We start from the raw sequence: 21,719 nt of genomic DNA on the forward strand, positions 1-21,719 counted from the left end.
CCGGAGATCAGAAAATGCGACACCCAAATTGGACAACTCAACTTCCTGAAACCTTGCGCCAAGCTATGCAAAAACCGTTTGTTTGGGGTGAGCATGATTGCTGCTTGTTTGCTGCTGATTGTGCGATTGCGGTGTGCGGGGTTGATATCGCAGAAAAGGCTCGAGGCAGATACAAAACTAAATCAGGGGCTATGCGAGTTTTAAAATCTGAGTTCGGGGGGCTGGAAACGGGTCTATCGGGTTTCTTTCAAGAAATAGAACCCGATAAAGTGATACGTGGTGACCTTGTTATGTTTGATGGTGACGACGGCAAAACTCTTGGTGTGCTGTGGGCTAATAAAATATGGGCTGTCACTGAGAATGGCGCGCGACCAGTTAATCATAAACCTATTAAAGCGTGGAGAGTTGAGTAATGGGTAAAGTTGTCTCTAATATCGTCTCTGCGGGTTTAATGATTGCGGGGGTTATGGCAACAGGCGGGTTAGGTACCGCTTTAATTGTGGCTGGTATTGCGGTTCAGGCGGCTAGCACATTTATTTTCCAAGAAAAAATGCCATCAATGCGTTATCGGGATCAATCTGAACGCAAGCAAATGTTACGTTCAGCGGTGGCGCCAGAGACTGTGGTTGTTGGTAAAATAGTGTGTTCAGGTCTTCTCTTCTTTGCCGAAGAGGAAAAGGGCGATCAAACAGATGGCGAACGTTTATTTATGGCCATTGCACTTGCGGCCCACCCGATTCATAAAATTGACCGCATTTGGTTAAATGATGATTTGATAGAAACCTTTGGCGACAAGGTCAGTTACGAGTTTCATAACGGCCGCACCACAAGTGACCCGTATTTATTGAAGCATGCGCCATCATGGAAAGATGACATGATCGGCGAAAATTTAGCGTGGTTGCGGTTAACACTGAAATACGATGCGGAAAAATTCCCTTATGGTGTGCCTAATGTCAAAGTTGAAATGTGGGGCAAAGAGGTTTTCGATCCGCGCATTGGTAAAGATGCTTGGACTGACAACGGAGTATTGATTGCGCTTGATTACTATCGCAGTTATCTCAATGTGCCTGATTTAGAACTAAATTTTGATGAATTTAAAACGGCAGCAGATTTAAGCTATGAACCAGTTGTAACCCCAGAAGGGAATACGGAACCCCGCTATACTATCAATGGCGCTTATGAGCTTTCTGAATCACCATCATCACTACTTGATCACATGCATCGGTGCATTGCTGCTGAGCCGACTTATGTTGCAGGCAAGCATGGTATTTTAATGCAGGCTTATAATGGCCCTGCAGTATTACGCATTGAACCGAATCAAATCATCGACACCGTTAACATCACACCTGAACTTGCGCTACGTGATGCAACTAATGCGATTTACGGTACCTTCGTCGATGCCGAGCAGCAATATGTTAAAACTGATTTTGAACCAGTCATTGTTGATGAATGGATTGAGGAAGATGGGTTAGAGATTAAAGAAAATATCGATTACCGCTTTGTCACTAGCCCATACCAAGCAGCACGCCTTTCTAATTTATATCTACGCAAAAAACGCGCAGGTCGTCGCATTCAATTAAAAATGGACATGGATGGTTATGCGTATCGACCAGGGGATGTTTGCTTGCTGAACTTACCACATATTGGCATACAGAACTTTGAGTGTCGTGTGGCTGAGTGGAAATTTCACCCGCAAGAGGGCGTTGATCTTCTCCTCGAGGAAGACGGAGCTTATATCTATGAGGATATAATTGGTAAACCTTTTGTTCGGCCTCCATTCACTGTTTTACCCACTGGTGGCGTGGCACCACCGCTTAACCTTGCTTTTGTGGCCACAAATATCGGTGAAGTCGTTCAGGGTTATTTGAGTTGGCAATCAGCGGCTGCAGATGTTCGCTATAACACAGTAAACATCATTGAAAATGGCAAAGTTATACAGTCCATTCAAGTGCCGCAAGATAGAGTTGAATTGTCAGGTTTGGTGCGCGGATCATATCGTGCCGAAGTCCGTTCTATTAATGCGGCTGGTGCAATGTCTGCCCCCGCGATTGTTGATTTTGATATCCAAGCACCACCTAAACCGGTTAGCGTTGAAATGGTAGGCGGTATGTTCTCTCTGACCTGTATTCCGCACGGTGGCGAAACCGCACAACATGGGTATACGTTTGAATTCTGGTTCAGCGACAAAAAACTTGCCAGCACGAATGACACCGAAGTCACAGCAAAAGCCAATCGACAAGGTCAGGGACAATTCTGGACTAAGGAGAATTTAAAAGCCGGCACTGATTATTGGTTTTATGTTCGTACGGTTAACAGCTATGGCAAGTCACCGTTTGTTGAAGCTGTAGGAAAGGCTGACGGAACGCCAAAGGATATGATTGATGAGCTGGGGAATAAATTCCTCAGCACTGAAGCTGGCCAGCAAATGCAGGAGCTAATCGACTTCAATCAAGGAAATGTTCAACTGCAACTTGAGCAAGCAGCCGAAGCGACACTTAACAACACAATGATGTTAAATCAAGTCTCATGGCGCTTATTCGAAGAAGAGGGCACGCGTAAATCTGAAATATTCCGACTTGAACAAGTGAGAGTATCAGACCAGGAGGCGCTAGCACGCTGGCAGCAGCAAGTTAAAACCGACTACGAGCAAACCTCATCCGCTGTTCTAAAAGTACAAGAGTCATTATCAACACTTGAGGAGTCAACAGCGAAAGATATTTCACAGGTCAAAGCTGAGATTAAACAAGTTGATGACAAGCTAGGGCCGATGGATGCCCGTATTACGGAGCAGTCAGAGGCGATTGCTAAAATCGATGAGACACAGACGAAGCATATTGAAACAGCAGAATCCCGATTTAGTGATAATGAAGCGTTAATTAATCAATTGGCACGCACAATTGCCAATGCTGAAAGCTCACTAGCAGAAATGGGGATGCAGCTGACAGCGGAATATGGCAACCAATCGGTTGAGCAATTAAGAATAAAAGCGTCTATTACTCGACTCGATACTGTTACAGCTAACAAATTCCAATCATTTGCACAGTCTATTGAAAAGCTAGAAACGCAGTTTAATGATGTGAATGCAACCATCACAACACTTAAGAAAACAGTGTCTGATAATGAGAAATCACAAGCGGAATTAAATGAGCTAATTAAATCAGAAATTGGTGATAATAAGGCAGCAATTGAATTGTGTGGGCAAACCGTTTTCGATCACAAAGGAAATGGCTCTGCTATCTACACAATTAAGACGGGTATTAACTGGAACGGCCAATACTATGACGCTAAGTTTCTCATGGGCGCAACTGTTCAGAATGGAAAAGTGGTTACACAAATTGGTTTCAGTGCGGATACCTTCGGTATTTTCAATCCATCCAGCGGCAAGTTGGAGCCTGTTTTCTTTGTAGAAAATGGTCAGGTGTTCATCAATGAAGCGTTTATTAACAAGGCCACAATTGAAAAGCTTCTGGTTGGTGTAGAAATTAAGTCAAAACGCTATGAAAAAGGAAAGGCTGGGTATCGGCTTGATGCGGAAACAGGTAGCGCGGAGTTTAATAAATTGGAGGTTTACGGTGATTTTAAAGTAAGCGGCGATGCTGGGCGTGTCATTTTAGATGCAACGGGGCTGATGATTTATGACCAATCAGGGCGATGGGCGGTTAAAGTTGGGAGGAAACCATGAGTGATCTGGGCTTATTTATTAACCCTAAAGATGGAGGAAAATCCATTGAATTAACAAAAGATAATTACCCTCTGACGTTCATCACTAAAATCACCACCCACCCCAGATATCCGCAAAAAGACAATAGAAACAAGTCCGTTAATGTGCCCGGGCTCTCTCGGTATAACGTGGTGATTATTCCCTCAGCACTTTGTCATTTTCTAGCCTATGGTTCGGTACAAATGGTAAGAGTCGGTAGCTATTGGACTTCAGGAGATACTTTCCACTGCTATTATGATGAGTTCGGTGGCCCCGATGGTTGGTTGCCGGGAAGTGATGGAGAGTCGCATTTTTTCTTATACGGTACGCTAAAAGATAACCCACCTGATACTTATGGTTTATTTTTGAATGCAGGGGCGTCTGCAGCAATTGATAACTTCCGAAGTATCACCCAAGAAAATGAAGTGGCTTATTGTGTTTATCGTAAGAAGATTTATATCGACGTCAATAATAATCGAGGATATTGGAGCTTACCGAACGATATACCCAATCGTAGTTCTGCATTAGTTTTCCTGCGACCAGAAAGCACAAGCCAAGTACTTCGCTATGACCGGCCTAACAACCGAATTATATCTTGGGGAGCGGGTTGGGTGTATGTCGTCGTTTTTTCGTACGGCTTAAATCTACAACCCGCCGATGGATTAACGATTTGGAACAAACAGGGTAAAGTAGTTTTCAACTCAGATTACATTCCATTCTTTAATAATGGGCACACCATCAAAATGAGTGGAAATGTCGCCACAAGCTCATTTGAAAAACCGATGTTCAGCATGGATATGCCCAATACCTGGTTAGAAAATGAAAGGGTAAACGTTAACTGTTATTTATCAGGGTTTAGAGTTGAAAATAACAAGCTAATCGCAAACCGGATGTGGACCATTGATTTTTACCCAAGTTATGCCAACTATATGTATAACCAAGTCGTGTATTCCAGTTCCTATTGCATCGATTTTAATGATTACTTTTAGCTTCTAAAAACACTCAATCACAAATAAGCCGCTTAATTGCGGTTTTTTTACGTTCAAAATTCAAGGAAACACCATGATTTATGAAATTGGCACTATCTCAACAAAGGCTAACGACCCGAAAATCACAGGTAAAAACACGTTATGGAAAAACAGCGTGACGAAAGTCTCTGTGGGGCAAATTATTCTTATCCAGTCGGGCAATACGATATATCAAAACAGCATTCGCTCGGTGGAAAGCGATACACAAATGACGTTAAGCTTTCCCGTTCCAGTGGCGCTAACAGATGTGAAATACGTTATTTCAATCACGATGATTGGTTCAGTATCAGACGGCGTTAACAAAGCAACAGCGATGGTTACTGAAAGCTATCAATTGATGATGATATTGAACCGACTCATGACCGAATCCGGTGTGATTAAAGTGGTGTTACCTGATGGCACTGAAATGCAACTGAGAACGGAGAAAGAAAGGGATAGGCTGCTAGATGGAAAGGTTGATAAAACTACAGGGGAAATGGAGTCAATAACGGTATATAAAAAAGGGATGAATTATCCTACTTTAAGACTGAAAAAAGATGATGGCTCAACCCTTTACTTAGAATCTAAGCCTGACGAACAACCCGTTATGGCTCAGCTATATGAGCGTGGGCCTGATGGGAAAATCAAATACAGCATTTCGTTTCCTAAGTCTATGGGTACAGCAATGCAAGTGGGTGATTTTGGCTTTGGTTCAAGAGCACCCAGCATTATAAAAGATGCAGAGCTAAAAGCTGTGTTACCCACACAGGTGATTAGGCAAGGAGGAGGGGCGGAAGATAACTCTTTTAATACGTGGGGTAATGGGTTTAATGTCAATTACGCGAGTGATAGATCGAACGGTATCTTTTTCTCAAGTGGGACGGGAAAGGTGAGTAATTATACCGTTTTTAATGGTGCGCTCACAAAATATGATATTTATAACACAGCAAACACCACTAAAGACGCCAATGGCAACTTAAAAGCCGCTTCTCCGGTGGTAAAACTCTTCGCTGATGACATTGAGTTAAACGACGAATCTGAAGGCGTTGAAATGGAACATCTTGGTGTTGGCCATTACCTCATTAAAGGCGTTGTGGGCTTTAATGCAGATGGTGCATGGGGTATCAATAACGGCTTTGTCATTCCTCAAGACCATAACGGTAAAAACATGGTTCTCATTGATTACGAGGTGAGACCTGATGGTGATATTGAAGTTTTTGTTTTCCACCAACAGAACGCAGATATGCCAGAACGTTTCCAGAACAAGCGCATCAAGCTCTTTGATGAAGAGGGCGCTCCGGTTTACTTCGAAAACTACGAACCTTGCGACGTACCTGAATCGCGCTGGATAGACATGCGTGTCGAAATGCCACCTAACTCCACCTACAATCAAAAGCAAGCTGAAGCTGAGAGAGTCGCTAAGCTAGAAGCAGAGCGATTAGCGCAAGAAGAAGCTAAACGTGCAGCAGAGGAAGCGGAAAGGGCGGAGCAGGAAGCTGCAGAACGTAAACAGTATGGCCTTGGCGAAAATGATGTATTGTTGTAATAATGCACGGATATGCGTAGAAAAGAGATGAATAAATCGCAAGGCCAATTTGTTTTGGCCTATTCTTTATATTTTTCTATTAGAGTTGATTCTTCAACGGACAATATATCTGCGATAATCATCAAGTCGTCTACATAGACAGATATTTCGCCATTTTCACACTTTATATAGTCGACCTCGGAAATAGTGAGATTTTTTGCAATTTCCGATGTTAATATGCTTTGAGATAAACGTAAGTGCTTAATAAATTCACCGAGAGTTTTGTTCGACATTTTTTCTATCTTTAGCTTTTTTTAATGACAGATGAAGATATATTTCAATAAATCTTATCACTTTTTGAATCTTTTGTTCATCAGCGAGTTGCCAATTCTGGTTAAGCATAAACTCGTTAATTGAAATGCCTTTGCAATCTACTTCAGTTCTATAAAAAACGTAAATCTTTGACTGCTCCGTGTGAGATGGCTCTCTATTTTCGTTGATACAGTATAGTGCAAGTAAAAGTAGTTGATTTTTGTTCATGTAACCTCCGATTATGAGGTCGTATGATATGTGAGCCACAGGGAGGATTATATCAAGATCAGTCGGAAAAATATAAATCTTACTAACTAGTACGATGTAGAGGCATGTAAAAAATAGGGCTTTACATACGCATAAAATGATCAAATAATACTGTGCATGCATACAGTATTATTGGTGTCGTATGAAATTAAGACTAATTGAAACAGATGATTTACTAGCAAGCTTCCCTATCTTTCTTGACCGAGTGCCAGCAGGTTTTCCATCACCCGCTGCGGACTATGTTGAAGACCGCATAAATTTAAATAGCGCCCTCATTAAACACCCTGAAAGCACATATATGCTCAGGGTCGAAGGCAATTCAATGATTGATGCGAATATTAATGATGGTGATGTTGTTATTGTTGACAGCGCGGTCACAGCAAAAGAGGGAGATATCGTTATAGCTAGCTTCGAGGGCGAGTTTACGGTCAAGAAACTACACCTCAACCCACCTATGTTACTTCCAATGAATCCCACTTATTCACCGATTATTATCAACGATGAGCAGGATTTTCAAATATTTGGTGTCGTTACTTATATTATTCATCGGGCTCAATAATGTTTGCGCTGGTTGATGTAAATAGTTTTTATGCAAGTTGTGAGAAAGTCTTTAGGCCAGATCTGGCAGGGAAGCCGGTAATTGTTTTAAGTAATAACGATGGCTGTGTGATTGCACGTTCATCAGAAGCGAAAAAACTTGGCGTAAAGATGGGGGAACTGTATTACGAGCGCCACAGTTTTTATAGACAAAACAACATTAATATATTTAGTTCTAACTACGTACTTTATGCTGACATGAGTAATAGAGTCATGTCACTATTATCAACATTCGCGCCCCGTTTAGAAATCTATTCAATCGATGAGGCCTTTCTTGATTTTGCAGGTATGAATAATACTTTTAATCTTGAGGAATACGGCCGTGAAATTCAATCAACTATCCTCCAAAACACTCACCTCCCTGTAGGTATCGGCATTGGCCCTACAAAAACTTTAGCTAAATTAGCCAACCATGCGGCAAAAACATGGAAAAAAACAGGTGGAGTTGTTGAAATCTCCTGCAAGCAACGGCAGCGAAAATTATTATCTCTTATCCCAATCGAAGAAGTGTGGGGTATTGGTCGCAGAATATCGGCAAAATTAAGAATTATGGGTGTAAATACTGCTTTGGATTTAGCGAATGCACCGGTAGCAACTATCCGTAAAACGTTCGGGGTAACATTAGAAAGAACCTCGAGAGAACTCAATGGTGAGTCGTGTATTGAGCTTGAAGAAGTCCGAAAAGTTAAGCAGCAAATACTCTGCTCCCGTTCATTTGGCCAGAAAGTTTTAGATATAGAAACAATGCGTAAGGTTGTGTGTGATTATGCAGAACGTGCAGCAGAAAAATTAAGGGAAGAGAAGCAACGTTGCAAAATTATCGGATTATTTATTCAAACTAGCCGTCACGTATCAGGTGAAGATTACGCAAATAGCATTAATATAAAACTCGAATACCCCAGCAGTGACACCAGAGATATTATCAATGCAGCAATGCGCGGGTTAAATACTATTTGGCGTGACGGTTACCGGTATTATAAAGCAGGCATCATACTATCTGATTTTACTGATTCAGATATTGCTCAGCTTGATATGTTTTCAACACAAAAGCCATTTCGTAATAGCGATGAGTTAATGAAAACATTAGACGCCATTAATAAGAGCGGGCAGAGTAAAGTGTGGTTTGCAAGTAAGGGCGGTGATAGCGGATACAAAATGAAAAGAGAAATGTTGTCACCTGCTTACACGACAAATTTTGATGAATTGCCGGTGGTTAAAAGCTAATAAATAGGTTGAACGTTTTAAATGTATTGCTGAATAAGTAAAAAAAGCAGGGAGAAGAGCTGTGAAATACAAGCAATATGGACTGTGCTTTTTGGCCTGACACAGCTGGGACACAGAGCTAGATTCAATATGATTAGCTGCTCTGTGCCAAAAGCGGAAGTTGGAATGTCAGCGACTCTCTAGAAGTTGACGGTTCGTTTGATGACGATAATCATTTTTATACTGGCTCCTACTGATAATTTTTGCCGGAAAACTATCAGTGGGAGCCAGAATTGTCACGCATGCATGGGGACGTTACTTACAACCATCAATTCCGCAGACTTGCCCTTCCATGAACATGGACTCATCTTTGGTTTCTTCCCAAACTTGTCTCAAGGCGTTCAAAAAATTTGCAGCTGGCTGGGCGCCACTAATTGCATATTTATTGTTGATTACGAAAAGAGGCACACCACTTGCGCCTATCGCGCGCGCTTTAGCCTCGTCGTCATCAACAGAGTTTCTGAATACACGGTTTTCGAGGGCGTTTTCAGCCAATGGCTTTGTCATGCCAACTTCAATCGCCAGCGCAATCAGTTCATTACGATCAAAAATAGAACGTCCTTCAGTCGAGACTGCAAAAAATAATCTTTCTGACATCTGATCGCCAAGACCTGATTCACGTGCAGCAGCTGCGAGAGCATGCGCTTCACGTGTATCCCCGAAAAGCATGGTGTCAAAGTTATAAATTAATCCTTCAGATTTTCCTGTACTTTCAATCTGGTTCATCATTAACTCTGCACCATGCTCACCACCAAATTTCTGATACAACGCCGATCTGAATGGAATAGGGGGATGGTCACTCGTAATTCGATAGCTGTGATGACGTACATCCACCAGTTTCGAATATTCAAACTCTTCCAGACCCTGTTCAAATCGTTTTTTAGCGATCCAGCACCACGGACACACATAGTCAGACCAGACATCTACTGAGATTCGGGGAATTAATGATTTCATTTTGTACTCTGATGGTATATGACAGGTAAAGTAAAATGCCCGGATTAATATTACCCAGGCTGACTTAATTATTGTTCGCTGTATACCGGATAATCGGTATAGCCCTTTTCAGGAGAGCCGCTGACACCGTAGTAGGTCGTGCGATCGCTTTCCGCTAGTGGCCAGTTATTTTTCATTCTTTCAACCAGGTCCGGGTTAGCGATAAATGGCACACCAAACGCAACCAAGTCAACTTCGTTGTTATTCAGTCGTTCTTCTGCAATATCGCGGCTGAATCCACCTGCTGCAATGATTGTCCCACCAAATGATTCTCGGAAATCAGCTTTAAATTTCTCAGCGGCTTGCGGTGCGGTGACGTAGGTCGGCTGGAAATAGAGGTGCACGTAGGCCAGGGAGCGCTGACTAAGAGCCTTCGCCATTTCAGACCAGGTTTCTTCTTCCCCGGCATAGGGGGCAAGATCATAGATGCGACCGAACGGAGAGAGTCGTACTGCGACTTTGTTGCCGCCAATTGCATCGGAAACGGCATCAATGGTCTCCAGCAGGAAGCGCTGACGATTTTCAACCGAACCACCATACTCATCGGTACGGGTATTCAGCTCACTGCTCAGAAACTGGTCAAAGATGAAACCGTTAGCCGCCATGATTTCAACGCCATCAAACCCGGCTTCCACCGCCAGTTGTGCTGACTTCACAAAATCGCGGGTAACACGCTTTACTTCATTCGTTTCAAGTGCACGCGGAATGCTTGGGGCTACCGGGCCGGGTTTACCACTTTCGTCCCAGGCAAATACTGTTGTGTTAGTCGCAGGAATGGTGCCTGAAGAGACGGGGGCAATATGACCAAGTTGTAGTGAGGTATGAGACATACGCCCAACATGCCACAGCTGCGCGAAAATTCGGCCACCTTTCGCATGGACAGCATCCGTTACCTTACGCCACCCCTCAACATGCACATCATTATAGAGGCCTGGCGTATAGAGATACCCGCGACCTTCTTCAGAAACAGGCAGCCCTTCAGTGATCAGCAATCCAGCTGAAGCACGCTGCGCGTAATACAAAGCAACTACGTCATCAGCGATGTCATTCAACGTGCGAGTACGTGTCATAGGTGCCATAACCACGCGATTTTTCAGCTCAACGCCACCGAGATTGTAAGGGGTAAATAACGTCTTCATTGCATTCCTCATCTTAAGAGTCACGAAATTTCTGGCCACAACGACCGTTCTGGTCACTCCGTCAAAACTCACCCGCAGCATAAAGCATGGATGTCGGGTCAATCTTGTCAGCGAGTGAAAGCGTGTGTATCATATCAACCTACTACTAGGTAGGCAAGTGAAAATCTGTTTTTTCGTACCGTAATGACTGATACGTACAACGCCGGAGATAACGATGACAATGTACGCACCTACAATGAAGACAACTTTCATGATATCGCATGGGGTGAGGGACTGGCTGTAATCAGGCTCTTTGCACCGTGGTGTCCACTCTGCCGTGAGAGTGAAGCGGAATATTTGCAATTCGCAAAAAAATTGGGGCCACATGCAAAGGTTGGTGTGATAGGCAATGTTAAATGATCTTTGTTATCAAGTGGATATGAGGTTTTTAGGTTTCTTTCTGTTCTGGTGTTCAGATATGGTCAGCTGATGAAACGTATTACAGGACAGAAAACTGAAGAGCAATACGCAGCTATTTTTCATCAATTACCGAACATGAAGCAGACGTACACTGACGATACCACCCGTTGGGTTTTGACAATGTTTTAGATGTCATAACCCGACATCGGTCAGTAAAAAAATAAAACGTAAACTTGACAAAGAAAACACTTTCGCTCAGACTACCTACCAGTAGATAGTTAATTACAGAAACTTACCTCACCGGAGGAATTATGCAAGGTACACAGTTTAAGAATCATAAAGTCCTGATCATTGGTGGCACCAGTGGGATCGGTCTTGAAACAGCAAAGATGGTTTTAGAACAGGGCGGAAAGGCTGTCATTATAGGTAGCCGTGCTGAAAAAGCAGAAGCCGCACGCCAGGAACTCGTGGCTATTTCGGGTGAGGAGAATGCATTCACTCTGACTGCTGACTTATCCAGTATGGAAAGTGTTGCAAAGCTCATCGCTGCCCTGAAAAAGGAGCACAGCGATATTGATATGCTGGTCAATTCCGCCGGCATTTACTACCCAAAAAGTTTCCTTGAGCATTCAGCCGTGGATTACAACAACTTCCTCGATCTGAACCGGGCATTCTTCTTTATTACACAGCATGTTGCTGCATCACTTGTAGATCAGAAGAAAGCTGGATCTATTGTGAATGTTACTGCAGTCGCTGCACGCCAGGCAGTAGAAACCATCACTGCATCAGCTTACTCAATGGCTAAAACGGGTCTGGATACTCTGACACGCCACGCCGCAGCAGAGCTGGCTGAGCACGGTATTCGTGTCAATGCAGTAAGCCCTGGTATTGTTGAAACCCGAATTTTCGAACGTTTTATTCCGGGTGAACAACTGGATGGTGCGCTGGCCAGTTTCAATAACTTCCATCCGCTAGGCCGGAATGGTACACCGCGCGATGTTGCGGAAACTATTGTTTTCCTGCTTTCAGATAAAGCTTCGTGGGTAACCGGGGCAGTCTGGGATGTGGACGGTGGTGTAATGGCAGCCCGGAAACTCGGCAATTAATTTTTTACTAATCAGAGGAAATCATCATGTCTGCAGAATGGGGCAATCGTCTCTCCGCGCTGATCAAAAGCGTCGGTAATCTGGCCAAAACCAATAAACCTGTTGCTAACGCGTTTCATGGTCTTGAAACCGCTACGCGCGAAAACAGTGTTCTGGATGCCAAAACTCACGAACTGATTGCCATTGCTGTGGCAGTGACTACGCGTTGTGACGGTTGTATTTCCGCACACGTGGCCGCCGCCAAAAAAGCTGGTGCAACGAAAGATGAGATCGGTGCTGCAGTGGGTACTGCGATTGCGCTTAACGCCGGGGCTGCTTTTGTCTATTCTGCACGAGTGATGGACGCCTACGACGAGCTGTAATTCCGGCTTGTATAACTACCGAAAGACTCAAAGCCGGGCGCCCTCTACAATCTGGCAGCCCGGTAAATCTCAATGAACAGGAATATCAAGATGACAGAGAAAGTGAACGGTATTGATGTTGCTGCATTTCAGCAATTCGCCGAAAAAGTGACCCAAAACCCGGAAAAAGCAAAAGCCAGGTTTAATGTAGAAACCCGCTGGGCAGGACAGACCCGTTCAGTTTCTACCATGAAGTCATATGAACTATTTGGAGACACCATCGAGCGAACCTTCCATGTCGCCGCAGATGAACCCTCAGAAATACTTGGCAGCGATACTGCACCCAACCCGCAGGAACTGCTCATGGCTGCACTGAATGCCTGTCTGACCGTAGCGTATGTGGCGGTAGCTGCCAGCAAAGGAATTAAAGTTAATTCTCTGAAAATTGAAACGTCAGGCGAGCTGGATCTGCGTGGCTTCCTTGGGCTGGATGAAAACGTTAACCCCGGATATGATTCAGTCCGGTACACCGCGTTTATTGATGCTGACGCTCAGCCGGAAGAAATTGAAGAAATTCATCAGATCGTCCTGAAGACGTCACCAAACTATGCAAACTTCTCGCGTTCCATTAAGATGGAGCCGAAACTTGTCATTGCACAATAACCTAAATCGCATGATGGCAGACGCCCTGTCCTGAAACATGGGCAAGCGCCTTCTCATGCTTCGTCATTTTTAGCACAGGTCGTTTATATGTCTATGGATACCCGACAATCATTAATCAATTCTGCAGAGTTTATGCTACGTTCCAGAGGCTATGCTGCCTTCAGCTACGCTGATCTGGAAAAAATGGTCGGTATCAGAAAGGCCAGTATTCACCATTATTTTCCTAAAAAAGAAGATCTTGGTGTGGAAATAGTCGAAACCTACATCAGCCGCTCGGCAGTGGATTTCGAAAAAATCGATCATGACTTTCCAAATGCTTTTGGGAGGCTTTGCGCTTTCGCTGCGTTGTTTAGAGCTGCGATGGTTGATGGTATGTTACCGCTATGTGGTGCACTGGCAGCTGAAATGGCAGCCCTGCCTGAAACCATGCAAAATCTCACGCGAAAATACTTTACTCTGCAGTTGCAGTGGCTTGAGAAGACCATTGAGGAAGGTACCGCAGCAGGTGAGTTCGCAGCAACAAGCACCCCCAGGCAGAAAGCGTTTCAGATTTTAAGCCTGCTTGAAGGCAGCAGTTTTGTTCGCTGGGCAATGAATGACGACACGGATTTAGATCCGGCAGCAATCGGAACTATCGTCGGGCATTAATCTGAAATACTAGCAGGTATATTCACAATTAATTTCACCAAAAAATCAGACGTTAAAAGCTCCTGCATCGCTTCAGTCGAGGCTCGTAACTTAGCGTATCTGTTTTGGATTCTTTTTTCAGACTCAACAATCAGTTATCCCTGAATATCACTCAAATCAGATTAGCAACATTCGAAACATTACTTTTTGTACCTGCGAAAAGCTTTGGCTTGTACAAAAAGTAATTTTTACGTCTTTCAGGCAGCCCTAAAACAGCATTGAATGGGGAGGTGAATTGTACTCACCTTATCTCTACCCACAATCGAGCTCTGTAATCTAACAAACTTCCGCTGTTTGCTCAGACCGGACCGTCAGGTTTAGTTGTCTTATATAGAGTAAAGAAAGTTTGAGCAATTAGAAAAGACGATTACTGTGATGGGGTTAACCTTAGCTATATTCAGCTTAAAATTTAAAAACACTAATTGGTTGGTTTATCTTCTCTATAAAAAACTAAGTGGAAGGATAGGATTTAAGCGTGTTAAAATTGATTGATTTATATTCAATTATTGAAAAATAGCAGTTATCAAAACTAAATTAATCATTTATATTATCAATGACTTAAAATCCTCTATTTTTATCGTGAAAAAGATAAAGCATTGATGGTAATATCATAAATATCAGATGGTTATGATTAATGCATCTATATACTGCTGCGCCATATGGGCTGGACTGAAGCGGCTGACCTAATCGTTAAAGGTATGGAAGGCGCAATCGAAGCTAAGACTGTAACCTATGACTTGAACGTCAGTTAGAAGGCGCTAAATTACTGAAATGTAGCGAGTTCGGTGACGCAATCATTAAACACATGTAATTTATTACATGGTATGATTAGGAACGGGAGCCTAAAAATTCCCGTTTATTTTTTGTTCAATTAAAATTTTCCCCAAAACTCCTCCCCAAAACGGCTCAAAAAATAGGCTATTTAGATTGCGGTAATTTGCCATTCTTTACCTCGGTCATCATTATATTTATCAGTCATCGCTTGACTCTTATGGCCTGATAAACTTTTAGTATCGATGCCTTGTTTTATATAACCTTTCAGATAAAGCGTGTTGAAGCTCTCCCTATTCAGCCGATAGCTGAGCGCTTGCGTTTTAATTTGTTAATTTTTGGCATAAGAAACACGTGGCAGAAATAATAAAAAAAGTCATAAAGATTCGGAAGTGGCTCGCTGAGTTTGGAGGATTACAAGGTGATAAAGCCAAGTGGAAGCGAAAGCAACTAGGGCTCCCCGACATTCTCTCCCATAAATTTGATGGTATCATTAACGAGCTTCTAATCGCTTATGGCATTATCTGTTGTAACTGTCGATATGCAGCTCATCTGTTACCTTTATATCTCTCGAAGATATCGATCAGTACCTTAGGATTACGGTGTAGGCCTGTCAGCTATGGTGTGTCCTTTATTCTATGACGATGACTATTAATTTGTAAAGAAATGTAATTGCAAGCTTGAAATTCTAGTTAGAGACACTATATAAGAAATGCACCAAGATAAAACATTATTCTACACTAAGTACATAATTAATGGTGCATGAGTAGTGTGTGTTTAGTTTGATATATAAAATATTGAAGGAGAAATTATGTCTAACATTAGATCTTTTTCATTATTCCCAACATTATCGGATAGCTTACTTTCTAACAGATTTGACCAAATGGATCGTCTGTTTAGTCAACTTACAGGTAATAGGCCTTTAACTTCAGAACATCCGTATAATTTAAAACAAATAAATGAAACGAGTTATCAATTAACCATTAGTGTTCCAGGTTATAAGGAAGATGATTTAAGCGTATCCTTAAAAGGTGGGAAATTGTATGTTCAAGGTGAGCAATCAGCTGAATTAGTTAATGACTCAGAGAAAGAGAAATGGATCCATCAAGGAATCACTCAAAATAAATTTTCGCTTGAATTTAATCTCGGTAAGAATGTAAAGATTGAAAGCGCTGAGTTATCTAGTGGTTTACTTACTTTGGACATTGAATACGAAATCCCAGATGAAGAAAAACCTCGAGTTATAGCTATTGAAAATAAAGATATAAAATCATAGAGTTATAATTTATGACCCGTCAGCAATGGCGGGTTTTCTTTTTTAAGAGTCAGCTCATATCACAAGTGGAATATTTAATATTACCATCTAATTATTTTCGTTAATTTCTGGTTTTGTGCTGAACCTGACCATTTTCTATAAAGATGATGTAAGTGTTATTGAGAGAACCAAGCGCACAGTAGTGCTTGGATATTTGAGCAGCCCTAATTTAAACGGTTCGTCTGCGCTATATCAGTTATCCATAAAAGATCGCCTAGGCGGTCTTTTTTATAGTTAAAATAAACATAAGATTTATCGTCACGATTGGTCAGAGTTACATGTGCAGTTATGTGCAATAACCCCTCTAAAGTGTTAATTATTTGCCTTAAGATTCTGTTAAGATTTAATCGATAAACTATAAAAAATTAACAGACAAAAGGAATTATTATGAATAAGGCAATTATTGCGCTCGTATTATCAGCAGCTTCATTTGGCGTGTTAGCTAACAACCATGCTGGCGGATTTGTTTCGAATGATGGTTCTGTTGGTCCAAAAGGTGGGTTTGTTGCAACGGCTCAAGCAGTGACAACTGTCGTTCAAGCGAAAGAGCTTCCTGATGATGCATGGGTTTCACTTGAAGGTCATATTGTTAAACAGATTGGTAAAGAGCTTTACGAATTTAAAGATAGTACTGGCTCAATCGCTGTAGATATTGATGATAGACGCTGGCGTGGACAGGTTGTGACGCCTGAAACAAAAGTTCGTTTAGATGGTGAAATTGATAAAGAGTGGGCTTCATTAGAAGTTGATGTGAAGCGAGTAACTATTATCAATAAATAATCGTAAATCTTTAATGAGCCCCATGATCGGGGCTTTTCTGCAATGAAAACTCCGCTTGCTAGCTTCTGTCTAATTCGTATGTTAGTTAGATAGCTTTATCTATCGCTCTTTCAATCGCTTTACATTCGGGACTATTTCCACTGGACTGTTCTATTTTCCCAGGTAAGTTACCTTCGGGAGTATCCATTTTTATCTCGCAAGTATCTGACTTAGTTTGGGGTTTAGTGTTTGATGAACAAGCTGTTACTAAAGCGATAACAAAACATACTAATATAGCTTTGTTTTTATGCATACTGTCTATCCTGTTTTAAAGGGGGTATTCTGAGGCTACAAAGGTTAAGTGCAAAGCGCAAAGAAATCCATGAGGTTGTGCTGTGTGGTTTTTGTTTTCTATAACAATAAGGTAACTTCAAGTGGTATGCCTGTCAAAAACTCCTTACTTTGGATTATTGGTTAATCCTTACTTTATCTACAGTGCTTATAACTTCGGTGTTTTCCCTCATTAGAATACTTCGAGATTGTTTTTATTTAATTCTACAAATGCTATGCATTGAGTAGTATTTGTAGAATTTGGTATACCAGATTAACTACCTATGACTGCTTTCATTGCTTCGTTTTGTTTCGTAATTGCATTCAGGTAAGCGGGACTCGATTTTAAATTATCATGATGGTTAATAATATTTTGAGGTATTTTGAATTCTAAATTCAAAGCCTATTGAGTTGTTTGGAAAAGGAAAATATCGGCGATAGAAAATTTATTATTCGCGATGTATATCACAATTTATCCCACTTATAATCAAGAAGATAAAAGGATTGGAAGCGAATATTGAGTTTGGCGTCAAAGAAAACTCTTGGGAAGACTACAGGTAGAAAAGGATTCCGTTTCTCGCTATTTCAAGATAACAGATATAATCAATCTCCTGTGATGTAGATATTTAATTATGATTGTTCTTTCGAAAGTGCTGCAAAGATTGCCGTTTCCATTTTTTCAGGGGTAGTATTGGGTGCAAAGCGCTTGAGCGGGGCGCCGTCACGACCAATCAAAAACTTAGTAAAATTCCACTTAATTCTCTTACCTAGCAAACCGGGCAGTTCGTTCTTAAGATAGCGAAACACTGGATGTGTAGCGGCTCCATTGACTTCTATTTTCTCGAACATCGGGAAACTCACACCATAGTTAATATAGCAGGTCCGTGCGATTTCATCAGCGTTGCCAGGTTCCTGTTTCCCAAACTGATTGCAGGGGAAACCAAGCACCACCAAACCTTGGGCGGCGTATTTCTTGTAGAGAGATTCAAGTCCACCGTATTGTGGTGTAAAACCGCAATGACTGGCTGTATTAACGACTAGAACCACCTTACCTGCGTAGTCTGCCATAGAGACAAGCTGGCCACTAAGACTTCTAGCCGTTAATTGGTAAAAGGTACTCATATTCTAGTCCTCAAATGTGTGCGATGTAGCATTGAAGATATTGATGGTACAGTTTAGTGCTTTAATTTTATTATTTACATAAATAATTATTCGCAATTGCCATCCCGAATTTTGTCATAAAGCTTAAGAAATTACAGCTTGTGATAATCATAACCTCTATGAACTTAATAAGCTCCAGCGAGAATTTGACGACCTTTCTTTCAGGAACAGGGGCAACCTTGAGCAATATTTCCCCTTCCAGTTTTATGGGTGAATAAGTTCGGCGCACTGCAGCAGCGGATTGCTGGAGGGTGGACTTATAATTTTCGTTATGCTTTTTTGATTTAAATCAAAGTTGCATGCTATTTGCAATTTATTAATTGACCATTAATTAGTCCCTAAACTATAAATGGTAATGATACTGATTATTATTATCATAAAGGTTAACTATGCGTACGGATATTAATGGAACATTTTTACTCAGCTCATTAGCGCTTTTTGTTAGTCAAGGAGCCTTCTCTGCATCAACGCCTCCACCGCGTGCCCATATTGATGCCAGTGAAACGATGGTTGTCACATCAACTCGAAGTGAAAGTAGTTTATGGAATAGCCCAGTAACAATGCAACTCATTGATAAGCAACAGCTTGATAGTTCGACAAACATAGCGCTAGCAGATGATTTACGCGATATTCCAGGTGTTGAAATTACCGATAATGCCTTAGCGGGACGTAAACAAATTCGCATTCGTGGGGAAGCATCTTCTCGAGTATTGATCTTAATTGATGGGCAAGAAGTCACTTATCAACGGGCAGGGCAAGATTATGGTGCTGGGCTGCTTATTGATGAATCCGCATTGGAACGCATTGAAGTGGTGAAAGGCCCCTATTCAGTACTTTACGGCTCTCAAGCTATTGGTGGTATTGTTAATTTCATAACCAAAAAAGGTGGCAATAAGCCATTGGGAGGCACTGTTAAGGCGGTATATAACTCCGCAACGACAGGGTGGGAAGAGTCAGCAGCGGCATGGGGGAGCATAGGTAAGTTTGATTATCGGCTCAACGGAAGTTACTCCGATCAAGGTGACAGAGATACTCCCGAGGGGCGCCTAAAAAATACGGACCATCGCAATAATAGCCAAGGTATGTGGTTAGGTTACACCGAAGGTAAACATAAATTTGGTCTTTCCCTTGATAGATATAAATTGTCGACACAAACATGGCATGAAGACCCAAGCTATGAACACTTCAGTGTCAAAATTCCTGATTTAACTCGTGAAAAAATTGGTCTTTTTTATGATTATCAAGCGGATGGTGAATATATTAAAAATATTCATTTAGATGCTTATGAACAAACTATTGAGCGTGATTTTGAAAATAAGCTGGCGGTTGTGACACCAACAGGGAGCCCAATGATTGGCGATTTACGAGTAGCTAATCAGACTCAATCGAATGACAAACAATATACTCAAGGGATCACACTACAAACAGATATTACACTACCCGCGAATAATCAACTGGTTGTGGGAGCTCAGCTTCAGCGCGACCGTGTAAAGCAGTCTTCAAAAAGTTCAACAGAGTCCCAAAGCTCAACGCAGTTCCCTCCTGCCGTCAATTATACAAAAACCAGTGATTCACATAATCGAGCAGAGCAAACAAACTGGTCGATATTCGCTCAAGATCAATATGCTTTTGCAGATGATTGGAAGTGGACATTAGGGGCGCGGCAATATTGGTTAAGTTCGGAGTTGTTAAGTGGTTTTGAAAATACAAATCACTCAACAACGGGGAACACTTATCATAACCTTAAAAGCTCAAAAACGCATGATAATCAATTTATTACATCAACAAGCTTACGGTATTCAGGGTTTGAGAATACAGAGCTGCGTATCGCATTCGCTCAAGGTTATGTATTTCCAACATTGAACCAATTATTTATGCAAACCTCAGCGGGGGGAAGTATCAATTATGGAAATGAGGGACTAAAAGCAGAGCGTTCTAACAACTATGAAATCGGTGCGCGTTATAACGGTAATCAATGGTATATCGATAGCGCTTTATATTATTCTGAAGCGAAGGATTATATCGCTTTAGTCACATGTTCAGGGCAGTCAATATGCAGTGGAAACAGTAATTCTTCACGAACAGGATATCACTATTATGACAATATCAATCGTGCGAAAACATACGGGCTAGAAATGACCGTCGAATACCAAGGATGGGATATCACTCCTTATGCCACAGGGAATTATTTACGTCGTCAATTTGATGGTGTGAATATAAAAACTTGGGATACCGGAGAGCCTAATGTTAGTGGGCGCTTTGGAGCTAAACATCAATTGATTCTAGACCAAGTGAACTTAACCTCAGATTTATATCTTCGAGCTGCTGCAAAAGCACAGGATAAAACGGGTGAAAAGCCAACGAGCACAGCAGGCTGGGCCACTCTTAACCTTGCGTTTAATACAGAATTTGGCTCAGACGATCAGTACCAAATTAACTTATCGTTAAATAACTTAACCAATAAAAAATACCAAACTGCCCACGAATCAATCCCTGCTTCTGGTTTTAGCGCTGCAACAGGCTTTGTATGGAAATTCTAAAAATGAAAAAAATAATAGCTGCACTATTTGTACTCAGTTTTTCAATAGTGAGTGCTGCGAGTGAAAGAATTGTTGTGGCAGGAGGCTCTCTCACAGAGTTAGTTTACGCTTTAGGCGCTGGAAACCAAGTGATTGGTGTTGATGAAACAACAAGTTGGCCAGTGGAAACAGCAAAATTACCTCATATTGGTTATTGGAAACAGTTAAGTGCCGAAGGAATTTTATCTTTGCATCCAACGTTGTTTGTCACTTGGCAAGATGCAAGCCCTCAATTGGTTTTTGATCAGCTAAAACTGCAAAAAGTCAGTGTATTAACGTTACCTCGAATACCAGCTACGGTTGAACAAATGTATCTCAATATTCATACCTTATCGGAGGTGTTACATAAACCGGAACAGGGGAATGCGTTGGTTAATCAGTTACGTAGCCGATTGGATAATATTGCTCAAATAAATGAAAAGAAAGGCAAAAAAATCAATGTGCTATTTATTCTTTCCGCGGGTAGTAGTGCGCCACAAATTGCAGGGAAAGGTAGCGTTGCCGATATCATTTTGACACTGGCTGGTGCGAACAATCTTGCGCAACACACACAATACAGAAGTTATAGCGCAGAAGGTTTGATTGCGGCAAACCCTGAAGTGATCATTGTAACCAGCCAGATGGTAGAAAAGGGCCTTAACCAGCTAGAACAAGTTCCCGGACTTACCCGAACTTCTGCTTGGAAAAATAAACGCATTGTGAGTATCGATCAGGCACTCATTTTAGGTATGGGGCCTCGAATTGCGGATGCCGTTGAGATTTTACACCACAATATTTGGCCAGATGAAACGGATAGTGAGTGATA

The 21,719-nt window shown here is 41.8% G+C and carries 19 protein-coding genes and 2 pseudogenes; 15 read left to right on the forward strand and 6 right to left on the reverse strand.

The genetic code is table 11. The features are described from left to right. Positions 1-14: 14 nt before the first annotated feature. The 4 genes from P3L37_RS08440 to P3L37_RS08455 all read left to right on the forward strand — a co-directional run bounded on the left by P3L37_RS08440 (position 15) and on the right by P3L37_RS08455 (position 6,253). Positions 15-413, forward strand: coding sequence for a DUF6950 family protein (locus P3L37_RS08440; RefSeq protein WP_264967613.1), 399 nt, complete (start codon positions 15-17; stop codon positions 411-413). After that, on the forward strand, positions 413-3,682 hold the full coding sequence (locus P3L37_RS08445) for a phage tail protein (RefSeq protein WP_272667367.1): 3,270 nt from the start codon (positions 413-415) through the stop codon (positions 3,680-3,682). Before P3L37_RS08440 ends, P3L37_RS08445 begins: the two co-directional genes overlap by 1 nt. After that, entirely contained in the window at positions 3,679-4,689 is a 1,011-nt protein-coding gene (locus P3L37_RS08450; RefSeq protein ID WP_196719464.1) for a DUF6453 family protein, read from the forward strand. The genes P3L37_RS08445 and P3L37_RS08450 overlap by 4 nt, the downstream gene beginning before the upstream one ends. Positions 4,690-4,762: 73 nt before the next feature. Further along, a complete protein-coding gene (locus P3L37_RS08455; RefSeq protein ID WP_272667368.1) occupies positions 4,763-6,253 on the forward strand; it encodes a hypothetical protein in 1,491 nt (496 codons plus the stop codon). 249 nt (positions 6,254-6,502) lie between these two features. On the opposite strand, the gene P3L37_RS08460 is transcribed toward P3L37_RS08455, so the two are convergent. Next, a complete protein-coding gene (locus P3L37_RS08460) occupies positions 6,503-6,772 on the reverse strand; it encodes a hypothetical protein (protein ID WP_272667369.1) in 270 nt (89 codons plus the stop codon). 181 nt (positions 6,773-6,953) lie between these two features. On the opposite strand from P3L37_RS08460, the gene umuD reads away from it, so the two are divergent. Together umuD and umuC are read left to right on the forward strand one after the other, a co-directional pair. Then, on the forward strand, positions 6,954-7,370 hold the full coding sequence (gene umuD, locus P3L37_RS08465; RefSeq protein ID WP_196719466.1) for a translesion error-prone DNA polymerase V autoproteolytic subunit: 417 nt from the start codon (positions 6,954-6,956) through the stop codon (positions 7,368-7,370). After that, positions 7,370-8,632 carry a translesion error-prone DNA polymerase V subunit UmuC gene (gene umuC / locus P3L37_RS08470; protein ID WP_196719467.1) on the forward strand — a complete coding sequence of 421 codons (1,263 nt, stop codon included), beginning with the start codon at positions 7,370-7,372 and terminating at the stop codon, positions 8,630-8,632. The genes umuD and umuC overlap by 1 nt, the downstream gene beginning before the upstream one ends. A 294-nt stretch (positions 8,633-8,926) precedes the next feature. Here the strand turns inward: umuC and P3L37_RS08475 are convergent, their stop codons facing one another. Both P3L37_RS08475 and P3L37_RS08480 read right to left on the reverse strand, forming a co-directional pair. Beyond that, positions 8,927-9,625, reverse strand: a complete 699-nt coding sequence (locus P3L37_RS08475) for a DsbA family oxidoreductase (RefSeq protein ID WP_272513347.1) — start codon at positions 9,623-9,625, stop codon at positions 8,927-8,929. Between the two features lie 68 nt (positions 9,626-9,693). After that, positions 9,694-10,803, reverse strand: a complete 1,110-nt coding sequence (locus P3L37_RS08480; RefSeq protein ID WP_272513346.1) for an alkene reductase — start codon at positions 10,801-10,803, stop codon at positions 9,694-9,696. A 710-nt stretch (positions 10,804-11,513) separates the two neighbouring features. Between P3L37_RS08480 and P3L37_RS08485 the strand changes: the two genes are divergently transcribed. From P3L37_RS08485 to P3L37_RS08505, 5 genes and pseudogenes are all read left to right on the forward strand, one after another. Further along, positions 11,514-12,308 carry an SDR family NAD(P)-dependent oxidoreductase gene (locus tag P3L37_RS08485; RefSeq protein WP_272513345.1) on the forward strand — a complete coding sequence of 265 codons (795 nt, stop codon included), beginning with the start codon at positions 11,514-11,516 and terminating at the stop codon, positions 12,306-12,308. A gap of 26 nt (positions 12,309-12,334) precedes the next feature. Continuing rightward, positions 12,335-12,670, forward strand: a complete 336-nt coding sequence (locus P3L37_RS08490) for a carboxymuconolactone decarboxylase family protein (protein ID WP_003863470.1) — start codon at positions 12,335-12,337, stop codon at positions 12,668-12,670. Positions 12,671-12,760: 90 nt separating this feature from the next. Then, entirely contained in the window at positions 12,761-13,312 is a 552-nt protein-coding gene (locus P3L37_RS08495; RefSeq protein WP_272513344.1) for an OsmC family protein, read from the forward strand. Between the two features lie 87 nt (positions 13,313-13,399). Then, on the forward strand, positions 13,400-13,960 hold the full coding sequence (locus P3L37_RS08500; protein WP_272513343.1) for a TetR/AcrR family transcriptional regulator: 561 nt from the start codon (positions 13,400-13,402) through the stop codon (positions 13,958-13,960). A 683-nt stretch (positions 13,961-14,643) separates the two neighbouring features. Continuing rightward, positions 14,644-14,810, forward strand: a pseudogene (locus tag P3L37_RS08505) (NADP-dependent isocitrate dehydrogenase); the annotation flags it as partial. A 111-nt stretch (positions 14,811-14,921) separates the two neighbouring features. Here the strand turns inward: P3L37_RS08505 and P3L37_RS08510 are convergent. Then, a pseudogene (locus P3L37_RS08510) lies at positions 14,922-15,054 on the reverse strand (integrase); the annotation flags it as partial. Positions 15,055-15,581: 527 nt separating this feature from the next. Between P3L37_RS08510 and P3L37_RS08515 the strand changes: the two are divergent. After that, complete coding sequence (locus tag P3L37_RS08515) at positions 15,582-16,046, forward strand: Hsp20 family protein (protein WP_004911545.1); 465 nt, start codon at positions 15,582-15,584, stop codon at positions 16,044-16,046. A gap of 426 nt (positions 16,047-16,472) precedes the next feature. Next, complete coding sequence (locus tag P3L37_RS08520) at positions 16,473-16,865, forward strand: YgiW/YdeI family stress tolerance OB fold protein (protein WP_004911541.1); 393 nt, start codon at positions 16,473-16,475, stop codon at positions 16,863-16,865. Between the two features lie 85 nt (positions 16,866-16,950). On the opposite strand, the gene P3L37_RS08525 is transcribed toward P3L37_RS08520, so the two are convergent. Continuing rightward, positions 16,951-17,157, reverse strand: coding sequence for a hypothetical protein (locus P3L37_RS08525; protein ID WP_004261484.1), 207 nt, complete (start codon positions 17,155-17,157; stop codon positions 16,951-16,953). Positions 17,158-17,804: 647 nt separating this feature from the next. Beyond that, the gene (locus P3L37_RS08530; protein WP_004911535.1) at positions 17,805-18,296 is read right to left on the reverse strand and encodes a glutathione peroxidase; all 492 of its coding nucleotides are present in this window, start codon (positions 18,294-18,296) and stop codon (positions 17,805-17,807) included. A 428-nt stretch (positions 18,297-18,724) separates the two neighbouring features. On the opposite strand from P3L37_RS08530, the gene P3L37_RS08535 reads away from it, so the two are divergent. After that, positions 18,725-20,875, forward strand: coding sequence for a TonB-dependent receptor (locus P3L37_RS08535; RefSeq protein WP_238562723.1), 2,151 nt, complete (start codon positions 18,725-18,727; stop codon positions 20,873-20,875). Then, complete coding sequence (locus P3L37_RS08540; protein WP_109913090.1) at positions 20,863-21,717, forward strand: hemin ABC transporter substrate-binding protein; 855 nt, start codon at positions 20,863-20,865, stop codon at positions 21,715-21,717. Before P3L37_RS08535 ends, P3L37_RS08540 begins: the two co-directional genes overlap by 13 nt. Positions 21,718-21,719 lie beyond the last annotated feature (2 nt).

This window comes from Providencia sp. PROV114 (assembly GCF_032704305.1).
GTDB classification, from domain to species: domain Bacteria; phylum Pseudomonadota; class Gammaproteobacteria; order Enterobacterales; family Enterobacteriaceae; genus Providencia; species Providencia rettgeri.